Below are 12,885 nucleotides of genomic sequence, written 5' to 3'. Positions count from 1 at the left end.
CCGGACAGCCCGGCACGCCCCGCGCGACCACCCTCAGCGTGTACGGGTCCCGATACGGATCCCGTGGGATGGCGGCGACCTCTACACGAGGGTGTCAGGGGCGGCAACCTTGGCGGGCCGCCCGGCGTTTCAGCGGCTATCCACAGGCAGCCGCCGCGGCGTCTGCGGGCAGCCGTACCGCTTCCGCCCCCTCGGCCCTAGCTGAGGGACGGGATGCCGGCCGCGTTCCGAGGAGATTGAGACGGATGCCACCGATCACCAAACCCGCGCGCCCGCCGGCGCGGATCGCGGAGGCGCCGCCGCTGCCGCCGCACGAGCGGGCGCGCTCGCAGGGGGCGGCCCGGGTCCTGCTGGTCGTGGCGCTCTCGGCGCTCGGCCTGTGGATCCTGCACCGGTTCCTGCCGGCCTTGGCCTGGGCGGTGGTGCTCGCGATCGCCCTGTTCCCGCTCTACAACCGGCTGGAGCGCCGCTTCCCGCCCGGCAAGCACAACATCGTGCTGCCGTCGCTGATGACCGCGGCCGTGGCCCTGGTCTTCCTGGCCCCGCTCGCGATCCTCGGCGTCCAGGCGGCCCGGGAGGCCCATGACGTCGCCGAGTTCGTGCGCAACGCCGAGGCGAACGGCATCCCGGCGCCCGAATTCCTCCAGCACCTGCCCTACGGCGCCGCGCAGGCGACCGCATGGTGGAACGACAATCTGAACCACGCCCAGGCGGGCACGGACCTGCTGCACCGGTTCGAGAACGAATCGGTGATCGGCACCTCTCGCAATGTCGGGCGGGAGATCGTCCGCCGGGTCGTGCTGTTCGGCTTCAGCCTCGTGGCCCTGTTCTTCCTGTTCCGGGACTGGCGCACGGTGCGGGACCAGTCGCTGACCGCCTGCCAGCGGCTGTTCGGGCCGCGGGGCGAGCGCATCGCCCGCCAGATGGTCGCCTCGGTGCACGGGACCGTGGACGGGCTCGTCCTCGTCGGCCTCGGCGAGGGCGTCCTGCTCGGGATCGTCTACTACTTCGCGGGCGTGCCGCACCCCGTCCTGCTCGGCGCCTTCACGGCGGTGGCGGCGATGATCCCGTTCGGCGCCGCCCTCGCCATCGCCATCGCGGCGCTGCTGCTCGTGGCGGCGGGCGCGACGAAGGCGGCCATCGTGGTGGCGGCGGCCGGCCTCGTCGTGACCTTCGCGGCGGACCACTTCGTGCGCCCGGCCCTGATCGGCGGCACCACGAAGCTGCCGTTCCTGTGGGTGCTGCTCGGCATCCTCGGCGGCGTCGAGACCTTCGGGCTGCTCGGCCTGTTCGTCGGACCGGCCGTGATGGCGGCCCTGGTCCTGCTGTGGCGGGATTTCACCCAGGGTCACGACGAGAAGGTCTGAGCGGCTCCTACTCGTCCGCGGTCGCCCCGGCCGAGGCCTCGACCCGGCGCCGGTCGTTGCGCCAATCGGCCGGCTTCTCGAAGGTGCCGGCCCAGATCCCGCGGCGGGTCGCCCAGGCATGCCCCTCCTGCGCGACATAGGCTTTCGTCACGTGGCGGCTGGCCAGCGCGAAACCCTGGCTGGCCATCCAGGCCGACAGGTCCTCCCCATGGACGTGACAGACGCCGACGAGGCGGCCCGCAACGGCCGGCTCCCGCCGCTCGCAGGTGACGATCGCGGCGCCGATCCGGGCGCGCAGGGCCCGCGCCGCTTCACGGCCGCAGCGGTATTCCAGGCCCTTGGCGGTCTCGCAGCTCTGGGCGGCCTCGGGGGCGTCGATGCCGTAGAGGTGGAGGCGGGTCCCCTGAACCTCGATCGTGTCGCCGTCGATCACCGTCGCCGGGCCGCTGATCGTGCCCGCCGCGGCGGCTGCGGGGCCGCAGAGGAGGAGCAGGGCGAGGGTCGATCGGATCATCATGGGCGCGTCCACGGTGGCGGCGGGCGGGTGCCGGCAAGAGGCGGTCGGCCAAGGGTTGCCGGCGCAGGCCTGACGAGGTGGCCACGCTCGCTGATCAATGTGGCGAATTTGACAAGGCGCGGCCGCGTCCGCCTCGGACCGGCCGCGCGGCAGGCGGCGAAATGGATTACCGGCGGGCGAAGGCCCAGACGGTCACCGGAAAATCCTTCTCGTTGTGGAGCGGCTTGTACCAGCCGTAGCGCGGCCAGCGGCGGAAGTTGGCGCGCACGCAGGCCCGGTTGCCCCATGAGGCGGTCTTGATGTTCTGCGCCGCGAAGCCGCATTCCTGCAGGAGGTAGGACATGCCGGTCTCGGTCCAGCGCGAGCAGTCGATCGGGCTGTCGTGCAACCGGATCAGGAAGGGCGTCGTCACGACGAAGGTGCCCCCGGGCTTGAGCATGGAGAAGACGTTCTTCCCCGCCCGCTGCGGCCACTTCAGGTGCTCGAAGACCTGATCGGCGATGATGAGATCGAACTGCCGGTCGAGCCGGTCCTCGCAGATGTCGAAAGCCGGATAATCGGCTGCCGTGTAGGATTTGAACCGGAACCTGCGCTTCCATTGCGGCCCGGCCGCGATCTCGAGCGTGTCCAACGTGCCGGGCGAGAGGCTCTCGATGAACGCGAAGCACTCCCGATACATGACCACGCGGACCCAGTCCGTGGTGTCGTAGCCCAGCTTGTTGAGGAGCGACCGGACCCGGTCCCGTCCCCCCATCAAACCGGACACCCTGTCGGCGACATCCACGTTGGCCATCCATCACTCCAGTCAACTGCCCTGGGCGCGGTCTTACCACGACCAATGAGACGATGCCGCTATAACGCGAATATGAATTTTCGGGCCACGATAATGCGATGTGTAAAACTACCTTCTTGCCCATCGACAGATAAAACGCGCGCGTGGCACGGCAAGCAGCCTATGCTTAGCGCGGCTCCAATCCTCAGCAAATTCACCGCCTCAATAAGCCAAAAACAAAATATTGATTGCTCCAAGAGCAAAGCGCCAGATTCTTCCGTCAACAGGTTTCGGGCAAACATCTACGGCTACCGATATCAATGCAACGCATCGTCCCCGCGAAGAGCGCAGGCGACGCGCATGGCCCGGCAACAGACGCTCTGCTCGCGGCAACCAAACCTTTCGATCCCGCAAATCCCGACTGCTAGGGCGTCTCAAAGCCGGAACTGGCGCGATGAAATGCCTTGTTCCGCGGCTTCACCTCCGGGAAAAACTGCCCGCAAGAGGCGTGCCGAGCGCTCGCAGGATCGGGCTGGCGCCGACCCCGGCGGTGGATGCCCTAGCCCGGCCGCGGCTGGTCCAGCAGGGCCACCGCGCGCGGGTTGATGCGCCCGCGGAGGATGTCGCACAATCCGAGCAGGTTGCCGTAGAGCCGGCCGCGTCGATCCAGATAGGGTTCGGGCGAGACGCTGCGCGTCACGTTCATCGCCATGTTGCGGGCCATGAGGAACAGCGCGTGGCGCGGCTTCATGCTCCCCTTCCGGATCAGGTAGATCGGGTTGACGATCTGCGAATATCCGAACTTCTTGCCGGGCGTCCGGCCCATCTTGATTCCGAGATGCACACCCGAGATGGCGGACACGTCGACGATCTTGCCCGATCGGCTGAGCTGGTGCGAGAAATCGACATCCTCCAGCCAGCCATAGAGGGGCAGGTTCTCGTCGAACCGCACATCCCGCGCGTGTTCGAGGCGGATCGCCATGTTGCACCCGTAGCCGACGATCTTGTCGCGTACGGTCGCCGGGCGCGTGGGATCGGCCGGCGTCTCGTCGAGCATCCGGTTGGCCTCCGCGACCGGTATGCCGGGGCCGATGATCCCGTCCTTGATGATGTGGCCGTTGGCCAGCGCGATGTCGGGCCGCGCCTGCATGATCGTCTCGATCGCGTCGAGATACTGCCGGTGGACGAAGAAATCGTCGTCGATGATCAGCAGGATGCCGGCTTCGTCCTTCAGCAGGTCGAGCATCGCGTTGCGCTGCGAGCAGGAGCCCTTCGGCGCCCGGATGTGGATCAGGTCGAGCGCGCGGTCGAAATCCGGGGTCTGGTCATCCTCATCGTCCGGCGTGCAGAGGATGACCTTGTCGGGGCGCCGAACCTGCCGGCTGAGATGCGCGAGCGTGTCGCTCAGGATTCCCTTCCGTCCGGCGCTCGGAATGCCGACAAATAAGCGGGTCATCACGCGTCTCTCTCAGCATCACGCCACGAAGATTTCGGACTTGAGCACAGCGTGCCGCACAAGGATCGACAACCTCCAAGACAATCCTTGCCTCGAAACGCCGATGATTTGGACTCGTCGTCTGCGGACATGGGATCTCCCGCCATGCGGGAGAACAAGTCCCTGGCGCGCAATAGAACGGCGCTCTAGCAATCTTCAGCGTTCGCGACCGGAGAGGGCTTACGGCATGGCCCGGATTTATCAAGCCGCGAATCATGCGGAGACCGGTGATCATCCGGGTTCCGGACAGGGGCCGCCCGTCAGCCCGTCCGCCCGCGGACGCTCACATCGAGAGGCGCTTGAACACGGGTTCCGGCACGCTCCGGATCACCGTCATGATCAGCCGCCAGATCGGCCGGACGTAGATCACGTCCCGCCCCTTGGTGACGGCGGTGAAGATCGCGTTTCCGACCTCGGCCGGCTGCGCGGTCAGCGCGGGCGGGAGCTTCATGCCGGCGGTCATCGCGGTGGCCACGAAGCCCGGCTTGACCGTGACCACCGTCACGCCCTTCTTGAAGAGGCGGTTGCGCAGCCCGGCCAGGAAGGCGGTGAAGCCCGCCTTGGCCGAGCCGTAGACGAAGTTCGATTGCCGGCCGCGATCGCCCGCGACGGAGCTGATGCCCACGATGCAGCCGCTGCCGCGCGTGCCCATCCGCCGGGCCGCGGCGAGGAGGTAGCAGGCCGGCCCGGTGTAGTTGGCCGCCATGACGGCGTTCGCGGCGGCGAGATCCGCTTCGCTCTGGGCCTGGTCGCCCAGCAGGCCCACCACCATGACGACCACGTCCGGCAGCGCCGGGAGCGCGTCGAAGAAGCGCTCGGCCGCGCCGTCCGTGACGTCGAACTCGACCGCCTCGGCCGCGACCTTGAAGCGGATCCGCAGATCCGCGAGGTCGTCGGCGAGCGTATCGGCACGCCGGGCCGCGAGGGTCACCGAGGCGCCGCTCTCAGCGAAGCGCCGGGCGACGGCCCGCCCGATATCCGAGCGCGCACCGAGGATGAGGACGGACTTTGGCGTCACGCTAGATCTCCAGGCGATCGGACAGGGCCGACCGGAAACGTCCGTCGAGGCCGTAGCGCCGCCGGACGGCGTTGAACGCCTCCAGCCGCGGGTAGCCGGCGCGCAGCATCGGCGCGCTCATCCGCGCGTCCTTGGCGAGGTAGAGCCGGCCGCCGCCTTCGAGCACGATCCGGTCGAGCCGGTCGAGGAGCGCGAAGGTGTCGGGATTGGCCGGGAAATCGAGGGCGAGGGTGTAGCCCTCGCGCGGGAACGAGAGATAGCCGAACGATTCGCGCCCGAGCCGCTTGAGCACCGCCAGGAACGAGGCCTGCCCGACCCGGGCAATCTCGGTCAGCAGAGCGGTCAGCCCGTCGCGGCTCGTCTCCAGGGGCAGCACGCATTGGTACTGCACGAAGCCGTGGCGTCCGTAGATCCGGTTCCAGTCCTGGATCGCGTCGAGCGGGTAGAAGTAGGGGTCGATGTCGACCACCTTCCGGCCCGGCTTCTGCAGCCGGTAATAGACCTGATTGAACAGCGACACCGAGAGCCGGTTGAGGGCCACGGTCGGAAAGTCGACCGGCACGCGCTTCGCCCGGGGCGCCGGCCGGGCGAAGGGCGTGGCCCGCTCGGCCGGATCGAGATCCTGCGGCTCGGCATGCTCGCCGAAGATGATCACAGACCGGCCGAGATTCGCGCCGGAGGCGAGGCAGTCGATCCAGGCGACCGAGTAGGTCCGCGCGGCGCCGGCCTCGAAGATGTCGATCGCGGCGGCGAGGTCGGGGGCGCGGACCGTTTCCTGCCGGATCTTCGACGAGCGCACCGGGATCAGGCGGAACGTCACGGTCAGGAGGGTGCCGGTCAGCCCCATCCCGCCGCAGGTGGCGGCGAAGAGATCCGCGTTTTCCGTCTGCGAGCAGGTCAGGATGGTGCCGTCGCCCAGCGCGAGGCGGACCGAGAGGACGTGATCGCAGAACGAGCCCGCGCCGTGGTGGTTCTTGCCGTGCACGTCCGACGCCACCATGCCGCCGACGGTCACGAACTTGGTGCCGGGCGTCACCGGCGGGAACCAGCCGCGGGGCGTGAACACCGCCACGATCTCGCTCAGCAGCGCGCCGGCCTCGCAGGTCAGCTCGCCCGTCGCCTCGTCGAAGGCGATGAGCCGGCCGAGCCGGCGCATGTCGATGGTCAGGCCCGGCCCGAAGCTGGCATCGCCATAGGATCGCCCGTTGCCCCGGGCGATGAGCGGCCGGGCCGGCGCGCGCAGGGCCGCGACGGCGGCGCGGTCCGTCGGCGCCGCGATGTCGCAGTCGCGCCGCGGATACCGGCCCCAGCCGGTGAGCGGGACGAGCGTGCGGTCGGGTTCGGACACGGCGAAGACCTTGGTTCCGGGGACCTGGGCTTTCAGATCGAGATCGCCAGGACGGCGGCGACGCAGGCCCCGGTCGCGAGGCTGATGCGATCGGTGAGCGCGTAGACGACCGGGTCGCTGTGGAGCTGGTCCCGGTTCGAGAGCAGGAACATGCGGCTGATCCAGTAGATGAGCAGCGGGCAGATCAGCCAGAGCCGGTTCGGGTGCGTGTAGAGCGCCGCCACCTCCGGGCTCGACATGTAGAGCGCGAAGACGAAGACCGAGCCGTAGCCGGCCGCCGCGCCGAACGGGAACAGGACGCGGAGATCCTCCGCCGCGTAGCCGCGGCCGGCGAGCTTCTTCGTCCCGCCCTGCCGGTCGCTCTGGTGGCTCGCCGTGAGTTCGGAACAGCGCTTCACGATCGCGAGGCTGGTGAACAGGAACAGCGAGAACATCAGCAGCCAGGGCGTCTGCGGCAGGCCCAGCGCGGCGACGCCGCCGAAGACCCGGATCGCGTAGAGGCCGCCCAGCACCACGATGTCGATCATCATCCGGCGCTTGAGATAGAACGAGTAGGCGAGCGTCAGGACGAGGTAGATCAGGAGCGCGAGGCTGAACTTCAGCGGCAGCGCGAACGAGAGCACGAAGGCCCCGACCGCGAGGAACCCCGCCAGCACGACCCCGTAAAGCACCGGCACCGCGCCAGACGCGAAGGGCCGCCGGGACTTGCGCGGGTGGATCCGGTCGGCCGGTAGGTCGAGCAGGTCGTTGATCAGGTAGGCGCTCGACGCCGCCATGCAGAAGCAGATGAAGGCGGTGAACGCCGCGAGCGTGCTCGCCAGGTCGAAATGGTGGCCGGTGACGAGCCCGACGAAGACCAGCGCGTTCTTCGCCCATTGATGCGGGCGCAGCGCCCGCACCACGTCGCGGGGCTGGACCCGGGTCTCCGTGACGATGCGCGCGCCCGGGAAGGCCGCCAGCACCTTTTGCGAGAAATCACCGCCGTGCGCCACCACCAGCACATTGCGTGACGCCCGCCAGACCGGGAAATCGACGGGTCCGTCCCCGATATAGTCGAACCCCTTCTCGCCGAATTCCGCTATGAGGCGCCGCGCCTTCGCGTCGCCGGCCAGATTGACGCCCGCCTCGGTCGAGAACACCCCGGCGATCCCGCCGACCCGCTCGGCCAGGGCCTCGACGAGGCGGCGGTCCGAGGCCGAGGCGATATAGACCGGGCGTCCGGCGGCCTGCGCGCCCCGGATCAGCGCCACGATCTCCTCGCGCAGCGGAACCGTCGCGATGCTTGGATCGGCGCGCTCGGAGAGGTGCCGCTTCAGCTCGGCCTTGCCTTCCGTGAACAGCCAGTGCGGCAGCCGCCAGGCCTCGACCGGGAAGCGGGCCAGGAACTGGAGCGCCGACTCGTAGAGAAGGTCGCTCTTGATCAGCGTGCCGTCGACGTCGACGACGAGCGGGACATCGCTCGGACCCGCGTCCTGGATCGCCGCGCTCGCAACGCTCATGCGGGCACTCTCAACAAGTGATGTCCTATTGTTAAAACAGCCGGTTCCTACAATTTTCCCGACGAATTAGTGGAAAACGGGACGACCGCACCCCCGCAAATACCTGAACTGGACCGGCCAAGAATGTCAAGGCTCGGACGGGAGGCGATCCCAGCCAAAGCGCCCGACGGCATGCGCGGTAACAACTGAGAGAACCCCGCCGAGCTGCGTTAACCCTGCGGCGACCCGGGATCAGTCATTTCTATTCACATTCCAACCGTTTCTGATCGATACGGTACCGTTATTTCCTTGGAACATAGGCTAATGTAGGTACTCCGGCGGATCCGGCGTCCTTGCTGACCCGGAGTATATTCGTTACAGGTCCCGCTGGCTTCGACTTGTATCGAGAGATTTTCGCGAATGGGACGTGTCTTGATCACGGGCGGTGCGGGCCTCGTCGGTCAGAACCTCATACCGCGCTTCAAGGCGCGCGGCTTCACCGACATCGTGGTGATCGACAAGGCGGCCGCCAACGCGGCGATCCTGAAGGAGCACCATCCCGACGTGGACGTGATCGTGGCCGACCTCGCGGTCGATGACGGCTGGCAGGACAAGCTCGCCGGGCTCGACGCCCTGGTCCACGCCCATGCCCAGATCGGCGGCCTCGTGCCGGAGGAGTTCGTCCGCAATAACATCAAGGCCAGCGAGCGCGTCATGGCGGCCGCCAAGACCCACGCCGTGCCCTACCTCGTCAACATCTCCTCGTCGGTGGTGAACTCGCTGGCGGTCGACGACTACACCGAGACCAAGAAGGCCCAGGAGGCGCTGGTCCTGGCCTCGGGCATCCCCCAGATCGTGCTGCGGCCGACGCTGATGTTCGGCTGGTTCGACCGCAAGCATGTCGGCTGGCTCGCCCGCTTCATGGAGAAGATGCCGGTCTTCCCCATCCCCGGCTCGGGCCGCTACCTGCGCCAGCCGCTCTATGTCGGCGATTTCTGCAACGTGATCGTCGCCGCGGTGGAGCGGCGGATGACCGGGGCCTACAACATCACCGGCCAGGAGCGGATCGATTACATCGATCTCATCCGGGAGATGAAGCGGGCGACCCAGCTCCGCACCCCGATCGTGCGCATCCCCTACCGGATGTTCGCGCTGCTGCTGCGTGTCTACGGCCTGTTCAGCAAGAACCCGCCGTTTACCGAGAAGCAGCTCAAGGCCCTGTCGACCCCCGACGTGTTCGAGGTGATCGACTGGCCGAAGATCTTCGGCGTGCGGGCGACGCCCCTCGCCACGGCGTTCGACGAGACCTTCCGCCATCCGGTCTATTCCAAGATCGCGCTGCAATTCTGAGGGCCCGATGATGCACGTTCGCTGCTTCCGCACGCGGCTGCCCGGCTGATGGCGCGCCTGATCGTGATCGGCGCCGGGGCGATGGGCCTCGCCGCGGGCTACCATGCCGCCAAGGCGGGGCATCAGGTCGAGGTGCTCGAAGCCGGCCCCGAACCCGGCGGCATGGCCGCGCATTTCGACTTCGACGGCGTCTCGATCGAGCGGTTCTACCACTTCGTCTGCAAGACGGATGAGCCGACCTTCAAGCTCCTCGACGAGATCGGCCTCGGCGGCACGATGCGCTGGCGCAAGACCACGATGGGCTATTTCTCGGGGGGCAAGCTGCATCCCTGGGGCGATCCGATCTCGCTGCTGCGCTACCCCAACGTCAGCCTGCTGGCGCGCCTGCGCTACGGCCTGCTGGCCTTCGTGTCGACGCGGCGCGAGCGCTGGGACGCGCTGGAGACGCAGAGCGCCAAGGCGTGGATCACCCGCTGGTCGGGCCGGGAGGTCTACGAGAAGCTCTGGCGGCCCCTGTTCGATCTGAAATTCTACGAATATGCCGACAACGTCTCGGCCGCCTGGATCTGGACCCGGGTGAAGCGCATCGGGCGCTCGCGCAAATCCCTGTTCGAGGAGCAGCTCGGCTATATCGAGGGCGGCAGCCAGACCCTGGTCGACCGGCTCGTCGAGCGCATCGAGGCGATGGGCGGGTCCGTCCGCCTGTCCACGCCAGCGAAGCGCGTCGTGACCGAGGGCGGCCGGGTGACGGGGGTCGAGGCTTCGGATGGGTTCCATCCCGCCGACGCCGTCATCTCGACCATGCCGACGCCGTTCGTCTCGGCGGCGGTGCCGGACCTGCCGGCGGACTGGAAGGCCAAGTACGACGCGATCAACAACATCGGCGTCTGCTGCCTGCTGTTCAAGCTGAAGAAGCCGGTCACGCCCCATTTCTGGGTCAACATCTCGGAGCCGGACGTGGCCATCCCCGGCCTGATCGAGTTCTCGAACCTGCGGCCGATCCCGAACGGCGAGTCGATCGTGTTCGTGCCCTATTACATGCCGGTCACGAACCCGAAATTCTCCTGGGACGACGAGCGGCTGCTCGACGAGGCCTTCTCGTATATCCGCCGCGTCAACCCGGCGATCGGGCCGCAGGACGTGCTCGCCCGCAAGGTCGCGCGGCTGCGCTACGCCCAGCCGATCTGCGAGCCGGGCTTCGCCGCCAAGCTCCCGCCGGTGCAGACCCCGATCGAAGGCCTCCAGATCGCCGACACCTGCTTCTACTATCCCGAGGATCGCGGGATCTCGGAGAGCGTCCGGCTCGCCGAGGAGATGGCCGCGAGGATCCCGGCGTGAGCGCGCCGTCGACGGGAGAGGGCGAGGGGCGGCAGCTCGCGAGCTTCGTCGTCACCGGCGGCATCGCGGCGCTCGCCAATGTGGCGACCCGCTGGCTCCTCAGCTTCGTGATGGTCTACGAACTTGCCGTGACGCTGGCCTATCTCGTCGGCCTGACCACGGCCTTCGTGCTGGCCCGGCGCTACGTCTTCGCCTCGACCGGCAGCTGGATCGGCGAGTATGGCCGCTTCGCCCTCGTCAACGTGTTCAGCTTCCTGATGGTGCTCGGGGTCAGCGTCGGGCTGGCGCGCGTGGTCTTCCCCCGGATCGGGTTCACGTGGCACGCCGAGGATGTCGCCCATCTGATCGGCGTCGCGAGCCCGATCCTGCTCAGCTTCTACGCCCACAAGTACTTCTCGTTCGGCAAGCGGGCGCAGCGGGCCTGAACGCCACGACGGCTGGGGACCACTCCCGGACGCCAGCCAAGCGCGACGTCCCCTCCGCCCTGGCCGCGAGAGGCCCACATGGGGAGAGGTCCCGCCCCTCATACGGCGCAGGCGGAAACCCCGTCACTCCGCCGGGACGCCCGCCTCCAACATCTGCGCCCGCGCCGCGGAGGCGGTCTTCTCGCTCTCACTGACGGCCATCGACATGCCGGCACACATGAAGAACAACAAGCCGAGGTCGACGAAGGGAGACCCGATCGAACCCAGGACCACCTGACAGATGCAGGCCAAGCGGATGCTCTTCTGGAAGCTCCGCGTCCGGTCATCGCTCGAGGGGCGCGCGAAGAAGAACAGGAGCACGAAGGCGAAATACGTGACCGTGCCCACGATCCCGAGGCTCGCCAGCACCGCGAGCGGCCAGCTGGAGGTCCGGGTGCTGCCGACGCCGACCCCCAGCCCATTCGTCTCGAACAGGTTTTGCAACCCCTGGTAGTTCCAGGAGCTTCGCTCAATGCCGGAATCGGAGGTCAGCTTCTCCGAGAACGCGGCCTGATAGATGTTCTGGACCGCATTCCAGACGGGTTCCTGCAGCGCGCCGAGCATCACGATGAACGCGACGACGAACGGGCCCAGGAACAGGAACAGCGTCGCGTTGCGTGTCGATCGCCGGTTTATGACGAGGCCGTACAGGCAGGTCAGGTACTCGAACGTCACGATGATGGCCAAGCCGGCATAGGCCGTCGTCGAGGTCGAAGCGATGACCGCGATGAGCGATGCGGCCGCGGCCAGACCGGCACGCCGGGTGAACACCTCCTCCAGCCACATCTTCCCGGTGAAGGTGAACAGGAACAGGGAGGCGGAGCCGTAGGTGGAGGCTTCGGAGAAGGAACCGACCACCCGCTTGAAGCCGGCCATCTCGACCTCGACGAGCATGGTGTAGCCCGCGTTTCGGAGGAACGACAGGTATTCGCCGGTTCCCGTGAGATAGGTCGCGACGTCGATCAGTCCGAAGGCGAGATTGGCGAAGGCGCAGACGACGGCGGCCGAGCAGAGAACCGCGAGGCTGCGCGAGCCCAATTCCTTGGAGCAGGCATAGAAGGCGACGTAGGCCAGGAGATCCGAGGCGAAGTACAGGCTCTGGGTCAGGTTCCCGGTCGTCGGAACCAGCGGCACGAGGGCGATCCGGACGCCGTCACCCAGGCGCGCGATCGAGTAGACGTTCGTGCTGCCCGCGAACAGGCGGGTGATCAGCACGGCCCCGGCCAGCGCGTACAGCACCGTGATCAGGAGCCAGAAGCCCGGCCGCGGGAAGCTCAGGGACGAGAGGCCGTCGGCGAGGCGATAGGGATTCGTCCCGACCTTCAGCAGCACGAAGGCGAGCATGAGATGGGCCGGCTGCAGACTGGCCCCGCCCAGCGCCGTCAGGATCGCGGCCGCGGACGCGCCCAGCAGCGTGCTGAGAAAGACCATGTAGACCGAGAAACCGGGGCTGCGCCCCAAGCTGATGAGCCCGATGAGAAAGGCGACGACTCCGATCAGCTCGATCTGCATGCTGCCTCAACGCGAAAGCCGATCTGTCTCAGCCTGGAGCGCAGCCTCGCATGGCCGTCGCTCCCCGCCCATGGATAACGGTCCGGTGGGCGCATTCCGGAGAAAATTCAGTGTTCCCGGACCTCAATTCGATATCACGGCGCGAGATTGCCTGTGAAGGATCAGTCTCGCATCCCCTGTCGTCGGCGGAAGCCGGCGACTACCGAGCCGGGTCAGGCGCCCGCCC

11 protein-coding genes are annotated in these 12,885 nt (G+C 67.6%); 4 read left to right on the top strand and 7 right to left on the bottom strand.

The window, feature by feature from the left end; genetic code table 11:
• The first annotated feature begins 245 nt into the window (after positions 1 to 245).
• Positions 246 to 1,367, top strand: a complete 1,122-nt coding sequence (locus FVE89_RS08425; RefSeq protein WP_160533595.1) for an AI-2E family transporter — start codon at positions 246 to 248, stop codon at positions 1,365 to 1,367.
• A gap of 7 nt (positions 1,368 to 1,374) precedes the next feature.
• Here the strand turns inward: FVE89_RS08425 and FVE89_RS08420 are convergent, their stop codons facing one another.
• From FVE89_RS08420 to FVE89_RS08395, 6 genes are all read right to left on the bottom strand, one after another.
• On the bottom strand, positions 1,375 to 1,884 hold the full coding sequence (locus FVE89_RS08420) for a thermonuclease family protein (protein WP_246730550.1): 510 nt from the start codon (positions 1,882 to 1,884) through the stop codon (positions 1,375 to 1,377).
• 166 nt (positions 1,885 to 2,050) lie between these two features.
• Entirely contained in the window at positions 2,051 to 2,677 is a 627-nt protein-coding gene (locus FVE89_RS08415; protein WP_160533594.1) for a methyltransferase domain-containing protein, read from the bottom strand.
• Positions 2,678 to 3,215: 538 nt separating this feature from the next.
• A complete protein-coding gene (locus tag FVE89_RS08410; protein ID WP_160533593.1) occupies positions 3,216 to 4,112 on the bottom strand; it encodes a glycosyltransferase family 2 protein in 897 nt (298 codons plus the stop codon).
• Positions 4,113 to 4,434: 322 nt separating this feature from the next.
• A complete protein-coding gene (locus FVE89_RS08405; RefSeq protein WP_160533592.1) occupies positions 4,435 to 5,169 on the bottom strand; it encodes an SDR family oxidoreductase in 735 nt (244 codons plus the stop codon).
• Between the two features lies 1 nt (position 5,170).
• Positions 5,171 to 6,517: an FAD-binding oxidoreductase gene (locus tag FVE89_RS08400; RefSeq protein WP_160533591.1), complete on the bottom strand. Its 1,347-nt coding sequence runs from the start codon at positions 6,515 to 6,517 to the stop codon at positions 5,171 to 5,173.
• 32 nt (positions 6,518 to 6,549) lie between these two features.
• Positions 6,550 to 8,016 (bottom strand): UbiA family prenyltransferase, encoded by a 1,467-nt coding sequence (locus FVE89_RS08395; protein ID WP_160533590.1) that lies wholly within the window; start codon positions 8,014 to 8,016, stop codon positions 6,550 to 6,552.
• A gap of 399 nt (positions 8,017 to 8,415) precedes the next feature.
• Between FVE89_RS08395 and FVE89_RS08390 the strand changes: the two genes are divergently transcribed.
• From FVE89_RS08390 to FVE89_RS08380, 3 genes are read left to right on the top strand one after another with little or no spacing between them, the layout of a single operon-like run.
• On the top strand, positions 8,416 to 9,345 hold the full coding sequence (locus FVE89_RS08390; RefSeq protein WP_160533589.1) for an NAD(P)-dependent oxidoreductase: 930 nt from the start codon (positions 8,416 to 8,418) through the stop codon (positions 9,343 to 9,345).
• Between the two features lie 48 nt (positions 9,346 to 9,393).
• The gene (locus tag FVE89_RS08385) at positions 9,394 to 10,683 is read left to right on the top strand and encodes an NAD(P)/FAD-dependent oxidoreductase (protein WP_160533588.1); all 1,290 of its coding nucleotides are present in this window, start codon (positions 9,394 to 9,396) and stop codon (positions 10,681 to 10,683) included.
• A complete protein-coding gene (locus FVE89_RS08380; RefSeq protein WP_160533587.1) occupies positions 10,680 to 11,108 on the top strand; it encodes a GtrA family protein in 429 nt (142 codons plus the stop codon). The genes FVE89_RS08385 and FVE89_RS08380 overlap by 4 nt, the downstream gene beginning before the upstream one ends.
• 123 nt (positions 11,109 to 11,231) lie before the next feature.
• Here the strand turns inward: FVE89_RS08380 and FVE89_RS08375 are convergent, their stop codons facing one another.
• A complete protein-coding gene (locus tag FVE89_RS08375) occupies positions 11,232 to 12,659 on the bottom strand; it encodes a hypothetical protein (RefSeq protein ID WP_160533586.1) in 1,428 nt (475 codons plus the stop codon).
• Positions 12,660 to 12,885 lie beyond the last annotated feature (226 nt).

The sequence above is a fragment of the Methylobacterium sp. 2A genome, from assembly GCF_009806555.1.
Lineage (GTDB): Bacteria > Pseudomonadota > Alphaproteobacteria > Rhizobiales > Beijerinckiaceae > Methylobacterium.
Note: the sequence above shows the minus strand (reverse complement) of the source record. Positions and strands in the feature narration are given on the sequence as shown.